Annotated in this window: 21 protein-coding genes; 9 read left to right on the top strand and 12 right to left on the bottom strand. The window is 42.3% G+C overall.

The features are described from left to right. Positions 1-30: 30 nt before the first annotated feature. The 7 genes from msuE to LVY74_RS13830 all read right to left on the bottom strand — a co-directional run bounded on the left by msuE (position 31) and on the right by LVY74_RS13830 (position 9,643). Entirely contained in the window at positions 31-777 is a 747-nt protein-coding gene (gene msuE, locus LVY74_RS13860; protein ID WP_237815538.1) for an FMN reductase, read from the bottom strand. A 210-nt stretch (positions 778-987) separates the two neighbouring features. After that, positions 988-2,238, bottom strand: a complete 1,251-nt coding sequence (locus LVY74_RS13855; protein ID WP_237815537.1) for an SfnB family sulfur acquisition oxidoreductase — start codon at positions 2,236-2,238, stop codon at positions 988-990. A gap of 166 nt (positions 2,239-2,404) precedes the next feature. Continuing rightward, positions 2,405-3,871, bottom strand: a complete 1,467-nt coding sequence (locus LVY74_RS13850; RefSeq protein WP_237815536.1) for an MFS transporter — start codon at positions 3,869-3,871, stop codon at positions 2,405-2,407. 223 nt (positions 3,872-4,094) lie between these two features. Continuing rightward, positions 4,095-5,486: an LLM class flavin-dependent oxidoreductase gene (locus LVY74_RS13845; protein WP_237815535.1), complete on the bottom strand. Its 1,392-nt coding sequence runs from the start codon at positions 5,484-5,486 to the stop codon at positions 4,095-4,097. A 431-nt stretch (positions 5,487-5,917) separates the two neighbouring features. Then, a complete protein-coding gene (locus LVY74_RS13840; protein ID WP_237815534.1) occupies positions 5,918-7,213 on the bottom strand; it encodes an acyl-CoA dehydrogenase family protein in 1,296 nt (431 codons plus the stop codon). A gap of 236 nt (positions 7,214-7,449) precedes the next feature. After that, positions 7,450-9,147, bottom strand: a complete 1,698-nt coding sequence (locus tag LVY74_RS13835; protein WP_237815533.1) for an NAD-dependent malic enzyme — start codon at positions 9,145-9,147, stop codon at positions 7,450-7,452. A gap of 238 nt (positions 9,148-9,385) precedes the next feature. Further along, entirely contained in the window at positions 9,386-9,643 is a 258-nt protein-coding gene (locus tag LVY74_RS13830; protein WP_151710636.1) for a type B 50S ribosomal protein L31, read from the bottom strand. Between the two features lie 170 nt (positions 9,644-9,813). Here LVY74_RS13830 and argS point away from each other — a divergent pair, with 170 nt between their 5' ends. Both argS and LVY74_RS13820 read left to right on the top strand, forming a co-directional pair. Continuing rightward, entirely contained in the window at positions 9,814-11,604 is a 1,791-nt protein-coding gene (gene argS, locus LVY74_RS13825) for an arginine--tRNA ligase (RefSeq protein ID WP_237815532.1), read from the top strand. A 17-nt stretch (positions 11,605-11,621) separates the two neighbouring features. Beyond that, positions 11,622-12,212 (top strand): SPOR domain-containing protein, encoded by a 591-nt coding sequence (locus LVY74_RS13820; protein WP_151710634.1) that lies wholly within the window; start codon positions 11,622-11,624, stop codon positions 12,210-12,212. Positions 12,213-12,232: 20 nt separating this feature from the next. Here the strand turns inward: LVY74_RS13820 and LVY74_RS13815 are convergent, their stop codons facing one another. Next, on the bottom strand, positions 12,233-13,138 hold the full coding sequence (locus LVY74_RS13815; protein ID WP_237815531.1) for a DMT family transporter: 906 nt from the start codon (positions 13,136-13,138) through the stop codon (positions 12,233-12,235). Positions 13,139-13,308: 170 nt separating this feature from the next. Between LVY74_RS13815 and LVY74_RS13810 the strand changes: the two genes are divergently transcribed. Next, entirely contained in the window at positions 13,309-14,169 is an 861-nt protein-coding gene (locus LVY74_RS13810) for an AraC family transcriptional regulator (RefSeq protein ID WP_237815605.1), read from the top strand. Here the strand turns inward: LVY74_RS13810 and LVY74_RS13805 are convergent. Next, positions 14,163-14,903 (bottom strand): TenA family transcriptional regulator, encoded by a 741-nt coding sequence (locus LVY74_RS13805; RefSeq protein WP_237815530.1) that lies wholly within the window; start codon positions 14,901-14,903, stop codon positions 14,163-14,165. The genes LVY74_RS13810 and LVY74_RS13805 overlap by 7 nt on opposite strands. A 441-nt stretch (positions 14,904-15,344) precedes the next feature. Between LVY74_RS13805 and LVY74_RS13800 the strand changes: the two genes are divergently transcribed. Continuing rightward, entirely contained in the window at positions 15,345-16,583 is a 1,239-nt protein-coding gene (locus LVY74_RS13800) for a GGDEF domain-containing protein (RefSeq protein WP_237815529.1), read from the top strand. Positions 16,584-16,592: 9 nt separating this feature from the next. Here the strand turns inward: LVY74_RS13800 and LVY74_RS13795 are convergent, their stop codons facing one another. Together LVY74_RS13795 and LVY74_RS13790 are read right to left on the bottom strand one after the other, a co-directional pair. After that, the gene (locus LVY74_RS13795) at positions 16,593-17,057 is read right to left on the bottom strand and encodes a DUF523 domain-containing protein (protein ID WP_237815604.1); all 465 of its coding nucleotides are present in this window, start codon (positions 17,055-17,057) and stop codon (positions 16,593-16,595) included. Between the two features lie 61 nt (positions 17,058-17,118). Further along, positions 17,119-17,772 carry a glutathione S-transferase gene (locus LVY74_RS13790; RefSeq protein WP_151710629.1) on the bottom strand — a complete coding sequence of 218 codons (654 nt, stop codon included), beginning with the start codon at positions 17,770-17,772 and terminating at the stop codon, positions 17,119-17,121. Between the two features lie 188 nt (positions 17,773-17,960). Here LVY74_RS13790 and mdtD point away from each other — a divergent pair, with 188 nt between their 5' ends. The 5 genes from mdtD to LVY74_RS13765 all read left to right on the top strand — a co-directional run bounded on the left by mdtD (position 17,961) and on the right by LVY74_RS13765 (position 23,146). Next, the gene (gene mdtD, locus LVY74_RS13785; RefSeq protein WP_151710628.1) at positions 17,961-19,358 is read left to right on the top strand and encodes a multidrug transporter subunit MdtD; all 1,398 of its coding nucleotides are present in this window, start codon (positions 17,961-17,963) and stop codon (positions 19,356-19,358) included. A 66-nt stretch (positions 19,359-19,424) separates the two neighbouring features. After that, positions 19,425-20,177 carry a glycoside hydrolase family 25 protein gene (locus LVY74_RS13780; RefSeq protein WP_151710627.1) on the top strand — a complete coding sequence of 251 codons (753 nt, stop codon included), beginning with the start codon at positions 19,425-19,427 and terminating at the stop codon, positions 20,175-20,177. Positions 20,178-20,202: 25 nt separating this feature from the next. Further along, entirely contained in the window at positions 20,203-21,234 is a 1,032-nt protein-coding gene (dinB, locus tag LVY74_RS13775) for a DNA polymerase IV (RefSeq protein WP_237815528.1), read from the top strand. A gap of 216 nt (positions 21,235-21,450) precedes the next feature. Beyond that, positions 21,451-22,788, top strand: coding sequence for a shikimate transporter (shiA, locus tag LVY74_RS13770; RefSeq protein ID WP_237815527.1), 1,338 nt, complete (start codon positions 21,451-21,453; stop codon positions 22,786-22,788). A 4-nt stretch (positions 22,789-22,792) separates the two neighbouring features. After that, a complete protein-coding gene (locus tag LVY74_RS13765) occupies positions 22,793-23,146 on the top strand; it encodes a RidA family protein (protein WP_237815526.1) in 354 nt (117 codons plus the stop codon). Between the two features lie 20 nt (positions 23,147-23,166). Here LVY74_RS13765 and LVY74_RS13760 read toward each other — a convergent pair whose 3' ends face one another. Beyond that, positions 23,167-23,631, bottom strand: a complete 465-nt coding sequence (locus LVY74_RS13760; protein WP_237815525.1) for a DUF2726 domain-containing protein — start codon at positions 23,629-23,631, stop codon at positions 23,167-23,169. Positions 23,632-23,956: the final 325 nt, after the last annotated feature.

The following is a 23,956-nucleotide window of genomic DNA, read 5'->3' as shown; positions in this document are numbered from 1 at the left end:
TTTTTATTCTCCTTGGACCATAGATGTGGTTTAAGCCACATCTGCCTTGACTGAGGTTTTCGCCGTTTTATGCTGTAAGCGAGATTCTGCGGCTTGTAAATCAGGTACGGCTGCCGAAGGTAGAACTTCTTCTTGTTCAATTTGGCGGTTGATACCAAGGTTTTGATTGGCCTGTGCAGTTTTGGCTTTGACCACTTCCGCACGCTGACCTTTGGCAGGCGCCCACTCTAAAATTGGCAAGGCACGCGCAACTGCTAAGGTAATACGGTCACGCAAGGCTGCACTTTGAATGGTATATTCAGGCGTGAAATCGCGATCTGTGGCATACACGCCGATTGGTAAGGTTTGCGCTTGGAAGAAACTGAACAATGGACGTAACTGGTGTTCAAGTACCAAGGCATGACGGTCGCTACCGCCTGAAGCCGCCAACAAGACAGGCACATCCACCAAAGCGGTTTGTTCTACAAAATCAAAGAAATGCTTAAATAGCCCTGTAAATGATGCACGGTAAACAGGAGTCCCGACAATCAGTGCATCGGCTGCTTCTACCGCTGCCAAGTCGTCTTGCACACGCTGCGGCAATTGATGGCGGTAAATCGCCCCACCCAAAAGCTGCCCGATTTCACTGAATTTAATAAAATGCACATTGATCGGGGTTGCCTGACCTAGTTCACGAATGATTTCTTCAACCAGTGCTTCGGTTTTGGACGGATGATTTAATCCACCAGAAACAGCAACGATATTCAGTGGTTTTACCGCATTTAGAATTGTGGACATGAGAATATAAACCTAAATTAAAATATAAATCTGATGAGGTTTATTTATCCATATTTTCTTATGCAGGGTAAAATAATAAAAACAGGCAAATTTATCGTTTTTTGAGATATATTCAGCATCGATAAGCTTTGCATGAAAATCGAAATGAGCGATTTAAAAATAAAAAAGAGGGATTAATTTCCCTCTGATTGATTCACCGCAGTTTAATATTTAACTCCACGCATGACGTGGCAATTCCACTCCATTTAAATAATAATTTCCAACCAGATGCAGCTTCCAGCGCACAGGATCATGCAAGGTATGCGTGCGTGCATTGCGCCAGTGGCGATCAAGATTCAACTCGGACAAGGTCGAGCGTGTGCCTGACAATTCAAACAGTTTATTGGTCGCCAGTAACGCAATTTCGGTGGTCAGAACTTTAGCTTCCGCGACCAATAAAGTCGCTTCGGCAACATGCGCTTCGGTGGTGTCGGCAATCGCTGCATCAATCGCATCACCAGCCAAGTCCAACACCGCTTCGGCAGCCCGCAGTCTGATTTTCAGATCACCAATATTGGCAATGGTGTAAGGATCGTCTGTGGCTTTTCCTAAGCCCGAATCAATCCACGGACGACTGTGCTGACGCACATACTGAATGGTTTCTTGAATCGCCCCACGGGCAATGCCTGCATCGACTGCTGCCTGTATAAACTGGGAAATTGCTCCCGCAGGTGTAGGACGCTCAAAGGCTTGATAAACAGGAATCACGTATTCTTCACGGGCAAAGACATTTTGCAAACGAACTGTGCCACTGGCTGTCGTCCGTTGCCCAAACCCCGACCAGTCATTGATAATTTCAACCCCTGTGGTATCGCGTGGCACAATCGCAGCAAAACTGCGCCCTTGTGCATCGACAGCGACAATCGGAATCCAGTGCGCCAGTAAAGCCCCTGTCGCAAAGAATTTTTCACCATTAATTTCATAACCTTGCTCGGTTTTATGAATTTTGGTGGTCAGATCAGCCACGGTTTTACTGCCTTTTTCCGAAAAAGCATTGCCCAGACGGATGCCTTTTAAAATCAGCTCGAAAAAGAATTTTTGCTGTTCAGGCGTTGCATCCAAACGCAAATGCTCGACAAATGCCCAGTGATTCTGTGCAATTTGCCCCAAAGAAGAATCGACACTGGAAATAATTTTCACCACTTCGGCCAAGGTGCGGTATTTGACCTGTGCGCCGCCAAAGGCTTTGGGAATGTTGATTGCCCATAAACCACTTTGCGAATATTTCTGGATTTCCTGCAAAGGCAAACGGCGTTCCTGATCACGCAGGGAAGCTTCTTTGGCAAATTCCTGCGCCAGTTCACGGGCGATGGCGATCGCTTCCGCATCGGAACGAATCACATGCGCATCTTGCTGATGTTCAAAAAATTTGAGCGGAATTGCGGTCTGCGATGCAAAGCTGATTTGGTTCAATGTGGTCATGCTGTTGTACTCTTTTTATGCTGAGATGACCTTAACTTAGCACTGTTTTTTCTGTGGTTTTATAGATAAAAATGCTTTGCTTATTCGAAATAAACACATGATTTTTCAGCAATAAAAAAGGCTGTATCACACAGCCGATTTTATCTTTTCAAACGCTCATCATGACTCAATCTGCGACTTGCGTCCCCAAATAACCTTGTGGAGTTTTATTTTCAACAATCGCATCGACATCGTGTTTGGTCGGTTCAAATTTGATCAGGAAGCCAATCACAATAATCGGTACAATCGCAAAAATCGACACCAGTAAAAATACATCAGTTTTATAGTTTGCCATCCAGATCGGCAACACAAACAGCGCAATTGCCTGTGCCACGCCTGTTACAGCACGGTTAAAGCCCACACCGACACCGCGGATTGATGCAGGATAAGCCATGGTCGGATAGACCATCATTTGAGCACCTGGACCAAACCCTTCAGCAAATAACCACAGCCCGAGCATGAAAATTGCGCCATATAAGAAGAAGCTATTACTTGGATCCCCAATCGCGGACAGTGCCACCAAGGCAATGAACTGTAAGGCAAAGCCTGCCAACAATACATGGCGAGAACTAAAGCGACTCGCCACAAACACCCCGAGCAAACCACCCGTAAAGGCAAACACCAGATTTAAACCCAAGGTGGTGGTAATGGTGGTTAAGGTATCGGTATGGAAAAAACGGGTTAAAATGGACGGCAAGAAAAAGGCAATCGTGGTGTACTGAAAAGCCACCGCAATATGAATCACAATCGCCACAATAGTACGCGGCAAATAGGTTTTATTAAACAGCACCGCAAAGCCTTCTTGGGTATGTTTTTGCTCGAATTTTTCAACACGATCGACCACCGCCACCGCATTAATCTGATAAGACTCACGCAAAATTTTCACTGCGCCTTTTAAATCGCCCTGATTCGCCAACCAAATCGGTGATTCGGTCAGGTATTTGCCCCGAATAAAAATGATCAATAATGCAGGTACCGCACCGAAAATCAGCGAGCCACGCCATAACCAGTTGGCATGTTCAGGCGGCAATAAGAAATACAGCGCTAGTACCAAAGCAAAACACACTGTCGATGCGGCATACCACATCGGGCACCATGCGGCTAAACGTGCAGCTTTGTTGCTTGAACCATTAAATTTTGAAAATTCAGACAGATAAGACATCGCTACAGGCAAATCAATCCCGACACTAATCCCCATGACAAAACGCGCAGCAATCAGCACCCAAACATTTGGGGCAAAACCCGCCACAATCGCGGCAATCACAAACAGCACCATGTCTGCCATAAATACCCGATAACGCCCGATTTTATCGGTCAGCCAACCGCCAATCAGGTTACCAACGATCGTGCCACAGACGATTGCCGAAGCCACCACGCCTGTCATCACAGGGGTTAGTGAAAACTCGGCAATCACCTGTTCTATCCCGAAAGATAAGGTGGTCAGGTCATATGCATCAATAAATACCCCAATCAAAGCCAGCCAAATCACTTTATTGGTCTTGCCTTGCCCTGCCAGTTTTGAAATGAGTTTCGACACATCATCAGGTGCTTGAATTTTATATTGCTGATCGTGCGTTAAATCTTGAGCTGTCATGGAGCTCGTCCTTTCGCCAACTAGAATCTGACCACGGTATATAAAAACAAAGTGCCTGAAAAATAATCTGTTGTGATTTATAAATCCATTATTGCTAATTATCATTTTCTGCTATGTATCGCGATTTTTATGCAGATAGTTTTTAAATAAAAAAGGGAATAAATAATTATTCCCTTGGTATTTTTAAAATATCAATGCTAATTTTAAAATCAGCAATTATGGATTAACTGGCTTGAGCAATCGGATTTTTTTCACCGACCCGATAACTTGCGCCACGATGGTTTTCAGGCAAATGTGCCCCTTGCCCAAACAGTTTTTCCCGCAATGTCCCTTGTGCATATTCGGTCTGATACACACCACGTTTTTGCAGCTCAGGCACAATAAATTCCACCACATCACTAAAAGTCTGATGCGCCAAAATATAAGCCAAGTTAAAGCCATCTACATCGGTTTCTGTGACCCATTCCTGCAAGGCATCTGCCACGGTTTCAGCCGAACCCACCAACACAGGGCCATTGCCCCCGACACTGTTCCAGTTGGCGATTTCCTCAATGGTCCAGACACGGTTCGGGTCGGCATTCACATAAGCATCTAGCATCGACTGAATCGCATTGGTCTGAATATATTCCACCTGATCGGTGGGCTGATATTGGGAAAAATCCACACCCGACCAGCCCGAAACCAAAGTCAATGCGCCATCATAACTGCCATAAGATTGATATTCTTTAAACTTCTGTTGGGCTTTGGCATCGCTACTATCGGTAACGATTGAAAGCAAGGTATAGATTTTCACCGAATACGGATCACGCCCTTGTTCCACCAGTTTGGCACGAATACCCTGCACCACTTTTTTAGCAGCGATTTTGGACGGCGCAGCAATAAACACACATTCAGCATTTTGACTGGCAAACTGTTGCCCACGGCTTGAAGCCCCTGCCTGATACAACACAGGGGTACGCTGCGGTGATGGCTCACAAATATGAATCCCGGGCACAGTAAAATATTTGCCCTGATGCTGAATCGGATGTACTTTGCGATGATCGGCAAAAATACCACGCTGCTTGTCGCGCAGTACCGCATCCTGTTCCCATGAACCTTCCCAAAGTTTATACAGCACTTCCAGATATTCATCGGCAATATCATAACGATCATCATGATTTTGCTGGGTTTTTAATCCCAAATTTTTCGAACCACTTTCCAGATAAGAGGTCACGATATTCCAGCCAACGCGTCCTTTGGTGAGGTGATCAAGCGTACTTAAACGACGCGCAAAGGGATAAGGATGTTCAAATGAAATCGAGGTCGTCACCCCAAAACCCAAATGCTGCGTGACCGCAGCCATCGCAGGTACAATCTGGAGCGGATCATTGACAGGCACTTGCACCGCACCCGTGAGTGCATGCTCAGCACTATGATGATAAACATCATAAATGCCTAAAACATCTGCAATAAAAATCCCGTCAAAATAACCACGCTCTAGGATTTTGGCCAAATCCATCCAGTATTCCAAGTCTTTATATTCTGTCGAACGATCTTGTGGATGTCGCCATAAACCAGGCGATTGATGGGCAATACAGTTCATTTCAAAGGCATTAAAACTGATTCTTTTCGACATGTTGGCAACTCAAATTTTTATCTTTAGAGCCATCTTAAAATAAAAAAAATCACCAATTTATAACAATAACTTGGCTGCTTAGCAGATTTGCTGTTAATGAAATAATCTGCTGTGGTTATCTGTTTTTGGTGATAGATCAAACAATTGTCCAGAACACTTCATTTTAATTGAGGCATAAAAAAACCTCGACATCCTGTCGAGGTTTTTTCGTATTTGCGCCCTAGGGTTAACTCCTGTCATCCCTCACGATCCTGATGCGAGAACTTATTATTGTTGTTTGATGTTCTGGAACTTCCTGTTCCTGATGAGTTCATCATAGCAAATTCAGCATTGCTGCCTATTGGCAAATGTCCTGAATCCTTGTCAGCAAATGCTTACATCAAAAAATAAAAAGAGCAGCGATTCGGCTGCTCTTTAAAATACAACTACTCTTAACTGGCTTTGGACAATGCCTGATCCTGACTGACATCCCCAATACGCCATTGATACGGTGGCAGAGTGCCATTGACACTAAAATCACCGACAATTCGATCTTTAAACACCCGTGGATTATGTGAAGACAGCGTTCGGACATTACGCCAGAAACGATCCAGTGCATGACGCTGATCTGATGCCGATGCACCCAAGGCATCAAACAGTACCGTTGAGGCATTTAAAATCAGTTGGGTAATCACTGTTTGCGACTGTGCAGTTTCTAACTCAGCCAGTGCATTTTGCTGTTCCTCATATTCAGCATTGTCTTGTAAGGCTGCCAAATAAGTGCGCTGCAAACTTTGCGCGACTTTTTCAACGATTGCCCCTGCACTATAGGCGGCGCCACGCACCTGCCCAACCACCTGTAAAATTTGTGGATCATTGCGTACAAACTGGCTGTTGGCATGGGTATAGTTACGGTTGCGCTGCGCTACCGCATAGGACAATTCATAGCTGGCAGCATGTCCAAGCCCTGTAATAATCGCCAATTGCACCAGTTGGTAATACGCTGCTGAATATTTAAAGCGGCTAGACTCAACCAAAATTTCCTCAGCATCAATGAGCACATCATTAAAAATCGTTGTGCCACTAGCCGTGAGTTTTTGCCCAAAACCATTCCAGTCATCTTGTATGGCAACCCCTTCTTGATGACGTTGCACTAATACCGCTGCCGATTCTCCTGACAAATCCTGAATACCAACATCAATCCAGTCTGCATATAAACTACCTGTGGTGTAATACTTTTGGCCTTTTAAACGAATCTGGCCTTGTGGATCACGATAAATATGGGTTTGAAACTGATCACGGCCTTCTTTTCCACCTTCAGACCATGCGCTACCAACGGTTTCACCCGCAGCAATCCGTTTAAGCCAGCGAGCTTTAAATGCAGGATCTTTGGAAATTAAGACATCTTCGGTAAAGCCAAAGTGAACACGAAGCGCTTGTGGCAAGTTTGAATCGGCTTGAGCAAGCTCAACCAGCAGAGCGAATAATTCAGGAATGCTAGCATCAAAACCACCAAAGGCTTTCGGCAAACGCAATCGGGTAAAACCGCTGTCTTTAAGCCACTGCAATTGTTCATAAGGCAAAATTCGCTGCTGCTCGCGCTGTAACGTACCTGCCTGAATTTTGGCAAACACAGGGCGAAAATGTTGTGCCAGTTCGTCATAACGTGCGGATGGGCCTTGCCCCCATGCTGCATAGATTTGTGATTCAGAAAAAGCTTGGGCATGCTGAATTGTTGGATTAGTCATGGCATTACTCAAAAATCAATATGCCTTTACCTTAAAATAAATCGTCTGCTGTCATCAGATGTTGTTTTGCTATGGTTAGCACAATTTTAGATAATCTCCACACACTCAACAGCAGGGTTTTACTCTTTTTAAATATTTAATTTTAATGAAATTTTATCCATTACAGCCACTCAAACTCAAACAATGACGCAAAAAAACACCCTGCATGTGCAGGGTATTTTTCTTCATCTTACAACTTAGAATGGAACACGTTTATATTGACGGTATTCTGGTTTCCAGAAATTTTTCTCAATATTTTCCATGAGCAATTCATCACTAATCACAGGAGCTACGCCTGCATCCATTGCTGCTTTTGCGACTTTAAAGGCAATCACACGTGACACTTTTTGAATGTCATCAATTTCAGGCAACAAGTCTGCATTTGGATCTTGCAACATTGGTGAACAGTCTGCCAAAGCATTGCTCGATGCCATCAGCATGCTGTCGGTGACACGAGTTGCACCTGCTGCAATCACCCCCAAACCAATACCCGGGAAAATGTATGAGTTGTTGCACTGACAAATGTTATACAACTTGCCTTGATAATTTACAGGTGCAAACGGGCTACCTGTGGCAATCAAAGCTTTCCCGTCTGTCCAGTTCAAGACATCGGCAGGTACAGCTTCGACACGCGAGGTTGGATTCGACAATGGCAACACAATCGGACGTTCACAGTTTGCAGCCAAAGTCCGAATAATTTCTTCGGTAAATAAACCTGGTTGACCCGATACCCCAATCAACACGGTTGGTTTGGCGTGTTTTACCACATCAAGCAATGAAATCATTTCATCGGCTTGTGCCCAGCTTGCAACGGCTTCAGGTTGTTGTGCTAATTTACGTTGGAAGTCTAGCAAGTTCGGCTGATTTTCAGTGATTAAACCGAAACGATCGACCATAAACACTTGCTTGCGCGCTTCAGCATCACTCAAGCCTTCTGCCACCATTTGCGCTACAATCTGCTCAGCAATACCACAACCTGCTGAACCTGCACCCAAGAAAGCAATACGCTGATCTTTTAACTGCTTGCCTGCCGCACGACTCGCTGCAATCAAACTACCCACCGATACCGCAGCCGTTCCCTGAATATCATCATTGAAACAGCAGATTGCATCACGGTATTTGTTCAGCAAAGGCATCGCATTTTTCTGTGCAAAATCTTCAAACTGAATCAAGGCTTTTGGCCAGCGACGGCGAATACCGTGAATCACCTCATCCACAAAGTTATAGTATTCATCACCGCTAATACGCGGTTGACGCCAGCCCATATAAATCGGGTCATTCAGCAACTGTTGGTTGTTGGTACCGACATCAATGGTAATTGGCAACGTATAGGCAGGACTGATCCCACCACACGCGGTGTACAGTGATAATTTTCCGATTGGAATACCCATACCGCCAATACCTTGGTCACCAAGACCCAAAATACGTTCGCCATCGGTGATCACAATCACTTTGACATTTTTACGATTCACGTTTTGCAAAATGTCGTCAATGTGTTCACGGTCAGGATAAGAAATAAATACCCCACGATGACGGCGGTAAATATCAGAGAACTGTTGGCAAGCTTCACCAACCGTTGGTGTATAAATAATCGGCATCATTTCCGCCAAATGATCTTCAATTAGGCGGAAAAACAGGGTTTCGTTGGTGTCTTGGATATTCCGTAAATAAATGTGCTTATTGATCGCATCGTGGAATGCAGAGTACTGTTGATATGAGCGTTGGCTTTGTTCTTCAATAGTTTCAATCACATGGGGAATTAAACCATGCAGGTTAAAACGAGTCCGTTCGTCTTCGCTAAATGCAGAACCTTTGTTCAATAAAGGCAATTCTAATAAGGTATTTCCAGCATAAGGGATGTAAAGTGGGTGCTTTTTTTGCGTAGCAGAGGTCATGTTTAGTCTCATCTTTGACTAAAACCGCACGATTGTGAAGTTTAGCTTTTCAAAATACCTGAATAGCTTAAGCCTTTTTTGACAAAAAAGGGTATTTAGCAAATTTATAATGGTATGAGACTTATTTCGAGATTTAATTATTCTGACTAATCTGGTTGGTCTTGTGTAATTTTTAAGGATTCTTGCAGAATATTCTCGACATTCTGCAAGAAAAAAGGAGGGGTTTCCAACTGCTACTTTACGCTTTCTTTTTAGAAAAACGTGCAAATTTACGATTAAAGTTGGCCACACGCCCTTCATTGCTGGCTTGGCGGACTTCGCCTGTATAAAACGGATGTGAAGCACTAGAAATATCCAAAGTCACATATGGGTAAACTTGTCCTTGATACTCTCGAGTTTGACTTGGTTTTAAGGTTGAACCAATTAAAAAATAGCTGTCTGCATTGGTATCGTGAAATAAAACTTGTTGATAATCAGGATGAATTTGTTTTCTCATAACATGCTCCAATATAATTACGTTATAACATAACAATATTCTATCCGATTTTTTTCATCTTCGTCAAAAAATCCGTGTGCTCATGCACAAAATCGACAGAAATAGTCTTTCCCTAGAACGTACAAAATTTGCTATATTTAGCGTTTTTCCGCGACATTTTTCTAACCATTATGAATACGGCAATCCAAGCAGCTCTTGATCATGCAGTTCAGTCCCTCAAGCAACAGGGTGTTCTTCCATCTGAATGGAACAACAACAGTACCTTAACGCGAACCAAAGATCGAAGCCACGGCGATTTTGCCTCAAATGTTGCCATGACTGCTGCGAAAGCTGCAGGTTTAAAACCGCGTGATCTTGCGGAACAAATCTTGGCAAATTTGCCTGAAGTTGCCGATATCAGTAAAGCTGAAATCGCAGGTCCAGGATTCATTAACTTCTTCTTAAATGCAGATCAGCGTTTTGCTGTTCTTGATCAGATTCAACAACAAAACCAAGCGTTTGGTCGCACGCAAAGCAATGCTGGACAACGTATCCAAGTCGAATTTGTCTCTGCGAATCCAACCTCTAGCCTACATGTTGGTCATGGTCGTGGTGCAGCTTATGGTATGACCGTTGCGAATTTACTTGAAGCGACTGGCGCTGTGGTTGACCGTGAATACTACGTCAACGACGCAGGTCGTCAAATGGATATTTTGGCGACTTCAACCTATTTACGTTATTTAGAATTAAAAGGGCAAACTTTAGTTTTCCCAAAAAATGCTTACCAAGGCGACTATGTTAAAGAAATCGCGCAAAGCATTATTGATCAAGATGGCGATGCACATGTCCGCCCTGTGGCAGATGTCTATAAAGATGTGCCTGAAGATGTGCAATATGCCGATGCGCTTGATGCTGATGGCAATAAAGTCGTTGTTTCAGGTGATAAAGAAAAACATATCGATGGTTTGATTGCCAATTCACAACAACTCCTTGGTGAGGGCTATCGCGTTTTCCATCAAGCTGCACTGAAAGCCATCTTAGAAGACATTAAAGATGACCTTGGCGAGTTCGGTGTGACCTTCAACCAATGGTTCAGCGAAGCGAGTCTGATTGAAAAAATTGATGAAGCGTTGGCCACCCTTGAACAACGTGGTTTCTTGTACGAACAAGACGGTAACATCTGGTTCAAATCGACTGAATTTGGCGACGAAAAAGACCGTGTAGTGAAACGTCGTAATGGTCAAACCACTTACTTTGCTTCAGACATCGCTTACCATCTCAACAAATTACAACGTGGTTATACCCATATTGTCGATATTTGGGGTTCAGACCACCACGGTTATATTGCCCGCGTAAAAGCAGCGATTGATGCGATGGGTTATGACTCAAGCAAACTGACTGTGCTTTTGGTTCAGTTCGTCAGCTTGTGGCGTGGCGGTGAGATGGTACAAATGTCATCTCGTTCAGGTCAGTTCGTAACTTTACGTGAACTGCGTGAAGAAGTGGGCAACGATGCAGCACGTTTCTATTACGTGATGCGTAAGAGCGAACAACACATTGACTTTGACCTTGACCTTGCGGTTTCACAAAGTAAAGACAACGCGGTGTATTACATCCAATACGCACATGCCCGTATCTGCCGTATGCTTGAAAAAGCCAAAGATACAGGTCTTGCATTTGATGCAGTAGCGGCACGCCAGTTTGCTGAACAATTAAGCCTTGATGCTGAAACTGAAATCTTGGCAAAACTGGCAGCTTACCCAGACATTATTAACCGTGCAGCCAATGCCTATGAACCACACCAAGTCGGTAACTACTTGAAAGAACTTGCAGCACTGTTCCATGGTTGGTACAACGAACACAAAGTACTGAGCGATGACGCTGCCTTAACTCAAGCACGCTTATTACTTTCAGTAAACGTACAACAAGTTTTGCGTAATGGTTTAGAATTACTTGGTGTATCTGCACCAACAGCGATGTAAGTTAAGAGGGTTCCTACGTGTGGGGTAAAACACAACGTGGCGTTTCTGAACGCCCTAAACAGCCAAAACAGGCATTCATTCCAAAATGGTTCGGTACTCTAATCTTGATTTTAGTGGTACTGAGTGCTGCACTGGCATTAATGTTGTGGAAGCCGTGGGCACCCGTACAACCACGTAGTGATGTGACGGCAGGACAATCTCAGGATGAAACCAATAAAGACTACCGTTTTTATGACCAGTTACCCAAACAACAGGTAACGCCTATTCCTGAACAGGCAGTCCCTGCCACAGCATCCAAAGAAGTCGGTGTGATTGTCGAAGCACCTGCTCAGCCAAGTGCAGAAATCAGTAGCGCTTCTGATAGCAGTTCCACTGCACAAACCAGCTATATCTTACAGATTAAAAGTTTTAATGATCCCGATAGTGCCGATGCCAAACGTTCAGAAATTTTAATGAACAAACTTCCTGCCGATGTTGTGATTAGCACAGAGAAAGGTAAAACATGGTATCGCGTGATTTCAGGGCCATTTAGCACAGAAAGTGAAGCCATTGCTGCGCAGCAAAATCTGCAAAATAGTGGCATCGATTCGATTATCGTCAAACACTAAAACATCAAACAAAAAAGCGATCAACTGATCGCTTTTTTTAGCGCAAAAAACTTCAATTTTGGGGCAAGGAAAAAAATCAGATTGCCCAACAAAATACAGATAACCCCCAAAACTGCACTAATACTCCAGTGATAGTTTTCCCAAAAAGTCGAAATGCTTAATGCCACCAAAGGAAAAAGCAAGGTACTATAAGCCGCCTGCCCTGCACCAATTCGCCCAACTAAAATAAAATAAGCGCTAAAGCCAATCACTGAGCCAAAAATCGCCAAATAACCTACAGCCAAACTAAATTGCCAATTCCATACAGCAGGTAAAAACTGCATGCCTGTTAGCGCTGCAAATAATCCCATCCAGATCGCACCATAGCTCATGGCATAAGCATTGGTACTCAAGACATCTAGTCCTCGTTTCTGATGACGTGTGCTAATCATATTTCCCAAAGAAAAACCATAGGTTCCAAGCATACACAAACCAATGCCAAGCAAAGTAGTTCCCTGCAAATGCGTACTGCTTAAGTCTTGCCAAAACAATAAAAACATACCAAGAAAACCTAAAATTACCGCAGGAAAAAACTGAGGTACAATTTTCTGAGCAAAGAACACACGACTATTCAATGTATTAAACAGAACTGCTATTGAAAAAATAACCGACTCTAAACCACTGTTAATATAGACAATTGCATGATAAAAACATAAAAAATTCAGTCCAAAAACACAGAGTCCCTGTGCAGCACAAAACCCATGATCACGTAAAGACAGAGGACGTAAACGGCGAGTAATCAATAAACCGAACATTAAGCAACTTGCTGCAATCAAAAAACGCCAAAACACCGCAACGACAGGATCAACCACATTTGATTGAGCTGTAATGGCAATCCATGTTGTTCCCCAAATCAAGACCACTATCGCATATAAAACCAAATTCACCTGTATGCTCCTTTTTTTATCGATAAAAAGTATGCGATACAGCACAATTTAAAACTTGTATAAACTGATGATCAACTTGCACAAACTTGTGGTTTTTTTAGAAAATCTGCAAGACTGTTTAAAAAACAGCTAGACTATATTGTCCATGATGTCACGACATGATCACGCAGATGACCTATCAGACCCTTGAACAGCTCCAGCAGCATAAAGCACAGTTGCTTGACCATGCACAACTCGGCTCAGGCATGCAATTGGCATCTTGGTACAACCAACATGATCGGGTCAGTGTAAAAAGCAATCATCACACCTTAAGCCTTTATATTCGAGAAGGCTATGAATGTTATCAACGGCAGGGTATTAAATGGCGCAATGGCGGCGGCCCAGATCATTTTTGTTTAATGCCACAGCAGCAGGAATCGGAATGGGATATTCGTGGTGAACTGAGTTTTGTGCATTTGTATTATACTGATCAACACCTACGAGATCTGGCGGCAAAGGTCTGGGATAAAGAGCCAAATACCATTCAGTTAGATGAAAAGACCTTTGCAGTTGACCCACACATTACTTTGTTATATCGGCATTTTTTATTGAACTGTGACTGGAAAGAATCTGAAAATTTGCTGCAACTATCCACAACCGCAACCTTGCTACTGAATCATGTACTTCGCAATTACAGCAATATTGTTTGGAATATGCCGCAAATTAAAGGTGGGCTAGCACCTGCTCAATTGCGCTCACTGTTGGCATGGATTGAAGCCCATTTGCATTTGCCACTGACGATTTCAGATCTGGCTGCACAAACCCATTTGAGTGACTACCATTTTGCCCACATGTTTCGGCATTCAATGCAACAAGCACCACATCAGTATATTTTACAACAACGCCTGATGCGTGCTCATCGATTGGTGCAGTCCTCAACACTGAGTCTGACTGAAATTGCTTTACAATGTGGCTTTAGCTCAGCCAGTCACTTTAGTAACCGCTTTAAGCAGCATTTTGGCTGTACACCTTCCCAGTTAAGACATTATTGATGTTGCAATTTATAACATTCATCCAATGCCAAAGCGTAATACTCCAAGCCTTCTTGTGCAGCTTGAAAGGCTTTTGCCTGTAAATCTGGTTTACCTTCACATAACAGTTTAATCAATTCCATCGCTTCATAAGGATGAATATCATCATAATGAGCATGCGCACGTAGCCATGCCAATGAACGTTTGTCAATTTGTATATCAGACTGACTTTGATAGTTCTGAATGCCTTTATAAACGCTTAATGACCAGTCACCTGTCGCCCACTCAATCGCCAAATTGGTTGCAGCAAGACTTTCAGGCAAACTACCACGATAATTAATGCTCCACAAAAAGTGGTTGACTGCATTCATTGCAGGAGGTGGCGTAATCTGATCCAGTTCTTCAAGGGTCACCCCAAAACCACGTGCCCAGTCGCGATACCAAACCAAATGGCGCTCTTCAACTTTCAAATTTTGAATTAACCAATCCCGACTCTCAACCACGCCAGCTTCATTAAACTGTGTTGCCTTTGCCAAAGCCAAAGCCATATAAGAGGGAAACTGTGCCACTAAGGGATAGAAATTTAATAATGCGCCACGAAAACAACGAATGTTCAGCTTACCTGTGGCCATACCAATAAACAGGGGATGCTGACTAACGCGCTCTTTTGCAGGAATAAGATCATCCCAAAATTTCTGCGCCCACTCACTATGTGGTGTAATTTCAAGGACTGAGCCTTTCTTCAGGACTGTCATAACATACTTCCTTCAATTTTTTGACTCATGCGAATGACGAAGATTTCTTTATTTTTAATACAATATCAAGTCTGAATAATCAATCAGATTTTCAGCGAAACTGTTTTTTTTGATTTGGCGTTTTACTGCCAATAAAAGATAGGCTTTCAATGAGTTATGAAATTGGTATTCAGATGATTTTATTGAGTCCTCATGCCAACTGTTTCTGTTCTGTTTCAAGCACGAGTAAAATTTCATTCACATCCTGAAAATTTTTTACATTTTAAATTTATGTAAAAATGATGTATAAAACAACGTGACGGGCTTAAAATACAAAGGCTTATCTTTTAAAAATTTCCACACAAAAATAAATGTATCTATATGTTGAAGGCTATAGGGTTGTCTATTTATACAACATATAAATATCTGAAAATTATATATTTTCAATAGTGAGATTGGGTTATGCGGTTACAAGGCTCAAATATACTTAGCCGAAAACAAGTCGATTTATTAAAAAAAACCCGATTAAATTTTGTGTGGTTTCCTAAAGATTTCGAGCGCGTCTACCAAGAACAATACCGACAAGAAGCTGCCTACGAATTTCGCTATCGTGGCATGATTATTTTTATTTTATATCTCTATTTATCCTTTGGTATTTATCAAGTCTTACCTAAAGATCATGTGTGGGCGTGGCTATCCTATTATAGTTGGGTTGGCGTGATTGTCCTTGCTGCATGGGTGATTTCTTTTGTCAAAAAACTCACCCCTTGGTTTGATCACTATGTATGTCTAGGTTCAGCACTCTCTGTTGCGATTAGTTTTATCTTGGTCAACAGTTTAGAAGGCGTCAAAAATACTGCTTTACTGCATACCGCGATGATGTATGCCGTGATTATTATTTATGGATTTGTTGGATTACGTTTCTATACCGCCTTAATCGCAGGTTGGGGAGGTGGTTTACTCGGTCTACTGGTCAGTAAACACTTAAATGCAGATATTGACTGGACACTCCTGAACCGTACCTATACGTTTAGCAGTTTTTTAGGTATGTCCTTGGCCTATTTTACTGATCGGCAGCACCGTGAAAATTTTCTACAAAATTGCATTATTGAACATAGCCATTTAGAGCTGGTACAGCAAGCTCAACAACTTTCCAAACTGTCACAACTTGATGCATTAACAGGTTTGGCCAATCGCCGCTATTTAGATGAAGTCTTGGAAAATGAATGGCATCGGGCAATTCGCTATAGCAGCCCGCTAACCATTATGATGATCGATATTGATTATTTTAAACTGTATAACGATGCACTTGGACATGTACAAGGCGATGAATGTTTAAAGCGCATTGCACTTCTTTTAAGCACCGTTACAGCTGAAAATAGTGACACTTTAGTCGTGCGTTATGGTGGAGAAGAATTCTTGCTACTGTTTCCCCGAACCAATGCGGAAGAAGCTCAGCAGCAAGCTGAACGTCTCATTAAAGAAACACATCAACTGGCAATTCCGCATCCATCGAGTTTTATCGCCCCTTATGTCACTTTAAGTATTGGTGTTGCCACCATGATTCCTCAAGCCGATGAGCGGATTTCCGAGTTTATTATTTCGGCTGACCATGCCCTGTATCTGGCAAAACGTAAAGGGCGCGATCAATATCAAATCACAGACAATCAACCTATGATTGCTAGAGCCATAGGTGAATAGCATTTTGCTCTAGATGGATTCATTCAGTTGCAAAAATTGCTTTTCAGACAACACCAAAATGCCATGTTGTCGTAAGAGTGCGGTGGTCACACCTACTCCTTCAAGCCGTATCCCTGAAAATGAGCCATCATAAATAAATTGACTGCCACAAGATGGACTGTTTTCTTTTAAAATAGCATGTGTTGCCCCATATTGCTGAGCGATTGCCAATGTAGCGTAAGCCCCTTGAAGATATTGCTCAGTCACATCCCGCCCTGATTGCTCAATCACTTTTGCCGTGCCTGCTAAAACACAATCACCATCTCCCCCAACAATTTCTGCGGCTAAGCGTGGTATGGGTAAGCCCGCTAATATCTCAGGACACACCGCAATTGCTTTATTTTGTTGAATGAGTTGCTGAGCCTTACGATGTAGGCAATCTGTTCCATCATATCTTACAGGTCGCCCCGCCAAACATGCGCTGACTAAAATCATCATTCAAGACATCTAAAGGGAAAAATTAAGCATCGCATCTGTGCATGCAAAAGCTCCAACGCTATTGATAATGCCCATCCGTTTCCTGCGCACGCTGAAATGCGTCACGCTGCTGGATACGGGCGAGAAATGCACGGATATGTGGAATATCCAGTTGAGTCCGTTTTGAAATAGCCTGTAAAGGAAAACTCATTTGAATATCCGCAAATGAAAATGCGCCTGCAAAATACTCATGTTCAGTCAAATACGATTCAATATAAGCCACATGATCTTTGAGTCTTGGCTGTAAAAAGCCTGCTTTTACCCCTTCACATACTTTTTTGGCAATTGGACGAATCAAAAATGGGACTCTTGAGGGTACATTGCTCATTACCAGTTGAAATACCAACAAGGGCATCAATGAACCTTCAGCATAATGCATCCAGTATAAATACTGATAAGCATCATCTTGAATTTCAGGATTCGGCTTAAATAAACCTGCTTGGTCATAACGCTGTTGCAATACATCTAAGATGACGGCAGATTCGGCAAGTACTTGCTGTTCATCTTGCAAGACAGGTGATTTACCCAAAGGATGAATGGCTTTGAGTTCCTCTGGCGCTGAAAGATTGGGCTGTCGTTTATAAAAACGAATCTGATAATGCAGTTGTAATTCTTCTAATGCCCATAAAATACGAAAGGCGCGTGAATACTGCAAATAGTGCAATACGATCATCCAGTAGATCTCCCGATTTGATGGTGTAATTACTTCATCCTAGCAGATCGACTTGAAATAATAAGTACTTTTTTATGACGCGGTATGTCTTGCAATACAACTACAACTTAAATGCCGATCTCAGTCCTGTTACAATAGCAATTATCATATTTCGATAAATTCCTGAATTTTTATAAGGCTTTTGCTGCATGGAATCTCAAAATCCCACCACGTACCAAGCATTACAACCCCAATATCGCTTACTGGTGCTTTTGGTCTCGATTGGTTTTTTCATGCAAGCCCTTGACACGACCATTGTCAACACTGCCCTGCCTGCGATGGCACAGCACTTAAAAGAAAATCCTCTGCATATGCATGGGGTTGTCGTGGCTTATGTGCTGTCCGTTGCCAGTTGTATTCCCATGAGTGGCTGGTTAGCCGATCGTTTTGGATTACGCTCAGTTTATTTGAGTGCAATTATCATTTTTACCTTAGCATCCTTAGGTTGTGGTCTATCGAACTCATTTGAACAACTGGTGGTTTTTCGGGTTCTGCAAGGAATTGGCGGAGCATTGCTGCTTCCTGTAGGACGACTATCTTTACTCAAAATTGTTCCTCGCGAACAATTTGTATCGGCGATGAGTCTAATGAGTCTTGCAGGGCTGATCGGCCCTTTAATTGGACCAACACTCGGCGGTTGGCTGGTTGAGGTCGCGAGTTGGCACTGGATTTTCTTAATTAATATTCCAATGGGTATCCTTGGTATTCTTGTAACCTTGAAGGCATTACCCAATATTGTAGAAAGCAAAGTCAAACGCTTTGACCGTTCAGGCGTAATCCTGCTGATTGTTGCAATGGTGGGTCTGACATTAGGTATTGATTCTTTTTCAATTGAAGGTTCATCACATCAGAGTGCCTATCTACTATTGATTGCGGGGCTCGCGGCAAGTATTTTATACGCTCATCATGCACATACCCATCAAAATGCATTATTTCGTAGTGACTTGTTTAGACATCAATTTTATGCCATTGGGGTATTAGGTAATTTCTTTGCCCGTTTTGCAGGCAATGCCATTCCCTTTTTACTCCCTTTACTGTTGCAAGTCGTATTTAAATTCGAACCCTTTGAAACAGGGCTAATGATGATTCCTCTCGTACTCGGCTCACTATTCTCTAAGCCAATTGTGCGCCCTTTACTACAACGTCTGGGTTACCGCAATGTGTTAATTCTCAATACTATTGCAGTCGGACTTTGTGTCATGAGCTTTACCTTAACCTCAGCAACCACACCTGAATGGCTGCGTGCATTGCATTTCTTTATTTTTGGGACACTCAACTCGATTCAGTTTGTTTCAATGAATACATACACGCTAAAAGACTTACCTTCACAACATGCCAGTAGCGGCAACAGCTTCTTATCGATGATCATGATGCTCTCTATGAGTATCGGGATTGCATTGACAGGAACACTGATCAATTTTTATCAAGATACAAGTTTTCATTTACAGCTTGCTCAAGCCTTCGATGCCACCCTACTCACACTCGGTGCAATGAATGTGATCACCATGCTGATTTTCTGGCGAATTCCCAAACAAAATCTCTCATAAGTTTAAATAGGTTTTCTGCTGCAGTTTTCTTAAAATAGAGCTTCAATCTTACCGATCTGTTGGATCATGAAAGCTGCTCGCAAAAGTTACTTGCACCTTGTCCGAACCTTAACTGCAACCGTTATCGTTTTATTGCTATGCTTCATTAGCCTCATTCTCTTTCAAAATCAGCCTGCAGAAGCACAAGATCATCCTGTACAAGGCTTTGATGTTTCTCATCATCAAGGCAATATTGACTGGAAAAAAATTTCACCGCACAAGTATCAATTTGTGTATTTAAAAGCCACCGAAGGCGGTGATTATCAAGATCCGAGTTTTCAACAAAACTGGTTAAAAGCACGTGAGCAAGGCTTACATGTGGGTGCGTATCATTATTATCGTTTATGCCGTGAGGCAAAGATTCAGGCTGCCAATTTTATTGCCACAGTACCCAATAAAGCTGATGCCCTAGCGCCTGTGATTGATTTGGAATACGATGCCAATTGCATTCAAAATTCAAATCAAGAACAGCTCCTGAAACAGATTCAGACCATGCAGAAAATCTTGCATCAGCATTATGGTAAAGCACCCATTATTTATACCTCAAAGACCTTTTATCATATTGTGCTGATGGGACACATCCCACATACCGCGCTTTGGATTCGCGATTATGATGAGGCTTATCCAAAACTTAAAGATCAGCGCGGCTGGATGTTTTGGCAATACACTCAAAAAGGACATATCAATGGAATTAGCCAACCTGTCGATCTGAATGCCTATGCAGGTTCAGCCGAACAATGGCAAAGCTATTTACGTTATTTAGGAATTATTCATCATTAAACAGCGCAAAATCATTCACATCGACATGGATGCCTTTTATGCTTCAGTTGAATTACGTGAACGCCCTGACTTAGTCGATGTCCCTGTGGTTGTCGCATCACATCATCCACGTGCGGTCATCACAACTGCGTCCTACCCTGCACGACGTTTTGGTTTACGCTCTGCCATGTCGATGGCACAAGCCCGTAAACTTTGCCCACATGTGGTAGTACTTGAGCCACGCTTTGAACTCTATCGAGAGGTATCTGCTCAAATTCAGAATATTTTTCAGCAATATACCGACCTCATCGAACCTTTATCTTTAGATGAAGCCTATTTAGATGTCACTGAAAATAAGCAAGGTCTGGCATCAGCAACTGCTGTGGCTCAAGCCATTCAACAGCAAATCTGGCAACACACTCAGCTTACTGCATCGGCAGGGGTAGCACCCAATAAATTTCTTGCCAAAATCGCATCGGACTGGCATAAACCCAATGGACTCTGTGTGATTAAACCGCAACAAGTTCAAGATTTTATTGATGATCTACCCTTAAAAAAAATCCCTGGGGTGGGTAAAGTCACTCAAGCCAAGCTCGAACAATTACAGCTTTACACACTCGGTGATTTACAAAAAATTGAATTGCACGTTTTACAGCAGCACTTTGGAAAATATGGACAACAATTACATCTATATGCTCAAGGAATTGATGAACGTCCAGTGGAAGCCAGTCGAGTCCGTCAGCAAATTTCTAAAGAAATTACCTTTGACCAAGATCTTTATCTCAGCGAATGCCAAACCACATGGGTAACATTGGCTGTAAAAGTCTGGGCTAGCTTAGAGAAACGTCAGCTCAGTGCCTTTGGTGTAACCATCAAACTTAAACAAGCTGATTTTCATGTGCTGCAACACAGTAAACGATTTCAAAGCCCATTAGAGAATTTGGTGCAGCTACAGCAAGCGATTACTTTATTAATGACTGAGCTGAATATTTCCCCTCAATTGCGCTTCCGTTTGGTTGGAGTCGGCGTTTATCAACTCATCGATACCGAACAGAAAAATCAATTGTCACTGTGGTAATTAATTAAAATAATTCTCATTTACAAAAAATATATGCCTTAGACTCTCGCAAGCTAAGCATTTTTCGATTAAGCTATGTCCGCTTACATTTATCCATGAAGCTATTGCACGGTTAAAACTAATCCATGGTTTTAACCAGCCGTCCCTGTAATACATCGGATTAATCATCATGCGCATTGCAGGGCGCTCCGACTGTTAGGCATGGACTCCTTCTGAATGACCTCAAGTTCTTCTTCTCTACATATCACACAAGAAAAACGAGCTCGCAAAGCTGCTTTGAGTAGCTTTATTGGCGCAGTTGTGGATTGGTATGACTTTTTACTCTATGGCATTGTTGCTGCGTTAGTATTTAAACAACAATTTTTTCCAAATATTGACCCGACTATGGGAACGTTAGCAGCGTTTGCCACTTTTGGTGTTGGTTTCTTATTTCGCCCATTAGGCGGTATTGTTTTCGGGCATTTTGGCGACAAACTCGGTCGTAAAAAAATGCTGTTCCTCACTGTCTTTCTCATGGGTGGAGCAACCGTATTCATCGGATTATTACCCACTTTCGCACAAATTGGTTGGTGGGCACCTGTTTTACTCGTCACATTGCGTGCCATTCAAGGCTTTGCTGTCGGTGGAGAATGGGGTGGTGCAGCACTCATGGCTGTAGAAAATGCCCCTAAAAACAAGAAAGCCTTTTATAGTAGTGGTGTTCAAATCGGATATGGTGTGGGCTTAATGCTCGCATCGGGCTGCGTATCTCTGATTACTTTATGTATTGGTGAAGATGGCTTCCGTGACTGGGGATGGCGTATTCCATTTCTTGCCAGTGTTATCTTAGTTGCTTTTGCAGTATGGGTTCGTTCAGATCAAGAAGAGTCTACCGAATTTAAACAGCAGCAACACAAACCTAAGCTTCAGGAAAAGAAATCACGTTTTCCGATTATTGAAGCGGTTAAGCATAACCCAAAAGGTTTTTTCTACATCATTGCATTACGTCTAGCTGAATTGCTTTCAATGTATTTAGTCACAACCTTCGCCCTGAACTATTCAACCGAAAAATTGCATATGTCTTCGCAATTATTTTTGAATATTTCTTTAATGGTCGGTGCAATTAGCTGTGTCAGTATTCCATTTTTTGCCATGATTGCAGACCGTTTTGGCCGCCGCCGCATGTGTATTATGGGTGGTTTAATTGGTGCAGGCGCTGCATTTCCATTCTTCTTGGCATTGCAAAGTGGATCCGTTTTTTGGTTAGTGATTTTATCTATTTTACTTGCCAATCTAGCCCATGACATGGTGGTCAGCGTCCATCAGCCGATCTTTACCGAATTATTCGGTGCAGAATACCGCTATAGTGGTGCAGGTGTCGGCTATCAACTTGCCAGTATTATTGGCGGTGGTTTTACGCCATTTATTGCAACAGGACTCATCTTCCTTGCACATGGACACTGGATTTTCGTTGCGATCTATTTAACTGTGGGCTGCTTACTCACTTCAATTGTTGCAGCACGCATGAAAGGTCAAGTATCATCAAAAACTGTCAATTCTCCCCTTGTAGATTAAACTTATGGCTGTTGAACGTTTACATGTAAGCTCACGTTTTTGTGAAGTCGCAATTTCAGGTAACTTGGTCCATCTTGCGGGGCAACTTGCAGATGATACGAGCCAAGATATTCGCTCACAAACCCAGCAAACCCTTGCCAATATTGATCGCTTTTTAGCTGATGCAGGAACAGATAAGACTCAAATTTTATCTGTGATTATTTTCTTAAAAGATATTGAACAAGACTATGCTGCAATGAATGAAGTTTGGGATGCATGGGTTATACAAGGTCATGCACCTGCACGCACCTGTGTCGAATCTAAACTGTATGCTCCAGAAGTTTTGGTTGAAATGACAGTAACAGCTGTTAAACCATAAGCCTTCAAACTGGCATTTGCCTACGCAAATGCCATTGTTTTTTCTTGAATATTCAAATCACGCGATAATTTCTTCAAATCGGGTACGCCTGCATAACGCAGCACTCGATAACCAGCCATTTCCAACAAAGCATCTTCATAACGATCATCACGATGCTGTGTAAACATTGAGCCACCAAGAGAAATAATTGCCACAACTTGAAACTGTGAATTTAAAATGACAAAGTCAGCTGTCATATTATTAAACTTTGCTCGTGTATGTGAATACTTACTTGTTAACAGTGCACTATAAGCAACATTTGATAAAATAATATGTTGTGGTAAGAGCTGATTCAGTCGTTGATAAATGATTTGTTCGTTATAGTTGAGCAGAGCTCGTTGTTTTAAAGCACTATCATAATGCTGATCTGTACGTTTTTGATAACGAACGACAAATATAACTAAAATCAATACGCTTAAGATACTCAGAGAAATAAGTTCTATCATTTCACACATTCCTTATAATTATCTGATTTATTGATCAGGTGCAAATCCTTTGCAAATCCTTTATTCATCCTAAAATTATCGCTGCACTTTACAAGACAATGCCATTGACAATTTATACATTTTATAATGGAGAATTATAGGCTATATCGTCAACCTTACGAATACCTACCTAATCTATAGCATGAACTTAGATTTTTTGGTTATTTGTAGCTAAAGAATCATATTTAATTGTAAATTTTAGACTTATTTTTTAAAAACACATACAAAAACTTAATTTTCCTCGAATAAAAAACACCCCCTGATTTGTGAATCAGAGGGTGTTTTA

This window comes from Acinetobacter sp. ME22 (assembly GCF_022012315.1).
GTDB classification, from domain to species: domain Bacteria; phylum Pseudomonadota; class Gammaproteobacteria; order Pseudomonadales; family Moraxellaceae; genus Acinetobacter; species Acinetobacter brisouii_A.
This window is presented reverse-complemented; position numbering and strand designations above follow the sequence as displayed.

Coding starts and splice junctions, on each gene's coding strand:
- msuE (WP_237815538.1), bottom strand. CDS start 777: ATGTCCACAATTCTAAATGCGGTAAAACCACTGAATATCGTTGCTGTT.
- LVY74_RS13855 (WP_237815537.1), bottom strand. CDS start 2,238: ATGACCACATTGAACCAAATCAGCTTTGCATCGCAGACCGCAATTCCG.
- LVY74_RS13850 (WP_237815536.1), bottom strand. CDS start 3,871: ATGACAGCTCAAGATTTAACGCACGATCAGCAATATAAAATTCAAGCA.
- LVY74_RS13845 (WP_237815535.1), bottom strand. CDS start 5,486: ATGTCGAAAAGAATCAGTTTTAATGCCTTTGAAATGAACTGTATTGCC.
- LVY74_RS13840 (WP_237815534.1), bottom strand. CDS start 7,213: ATGACTAATCCAACAATTCAGCATGCCCAAGCTTTTTCTGAATCACAA.
- LVY74_RS13835 (WP_237815533.1), bottom strand. CDS start 9,147: ATGACCTCTGCTACGCAAAAAAAGCACCCACTTTACATCCCTTATGCT.
- LVY74_RS13830 (WP_151710636.1), bottom strand. CDS start 9,643: ATGAGAAAACAAATTCATCCTGATTATCAACAAGTTTTATTTCACGAT.
- argS (WP_237815532.1), top strand. CDS start 9,814: ATGAATACGGCAATCCAAGCAGCTCTTGATCATGCAGTTCAGTCCCTC.
- LVY74_RS13810 (WP_237815605.1), top strand. CDS start 13,309: ATGACCTATCAGACCCTTGAACAGCTCCAGCAGCATAAAGCACAGTTG.
- LVY74_RS13805 (WP_237815530.1), bottom strand. CDS start 14,903: ATGACAGTCCTGAAGAAAGGCTCAGTCCTTGAAATTACACCACATAGT.
- LVY74_RS13800 (WP_237815529.1), top strand. CDS start 15,345: ATGCGGTTACAAGGCTCAAATATACTTAGCCGAAAACAAGTCGATTTA.
- LVY74_RS13795 (WP_237815604.1), bottom strand. CDS start 17,057: ATGATTTTAGTCAGCGCATGTTTGGCGGGGCGACCTGTAAGATATGAT.
- LVY74_RS13790 (WP_151710629.1), bottom strand. CDS start 17,772: ATGATCGTATTGCACTATTTGCAGTATTCACGCGCCTTTCGTATTTTA.
- mdtD (WP_151710628.1), top strand. CDS start 17,961: ATGGAATCTCAAAATCCCACCACGTACCAAGCATTACAACCCCAATAT.
- LVY74_RS13780 (WP_151710627.1), top strand. CDS start 19,425: ATGAAAGCTGCTCGCAAAAGTTACTTGCACCTTGTCCGAACCTTAACT.
- dinB (WP_237815528.1), top strand. CDS start 20,203: ATGGATGCCTTTTATGCTTCAGTTGAATTACGTGAACGCCCTGACTTA.
- shiA (WP_237815527.1), top strand. CDS start 21,451: ATGACCTCAAGTTCTTCTTCTCTACATATCACACAAGAAAAACGAGCT.
- LVY74_RS13765 (WP_237815526.1), top strand. CDS start 22,793: ATGGCTGTTGAACGTTTACATGTAAGCTCACGTTTTTGTGAAGTCGCA.
- LVY74_RS13760 (WP_237815525.1), bottom strand. CDS start 23,631: ATGATAGAACTTATTTCTCTGAGTATCTTAAGCGTATTGATTTTAGTT.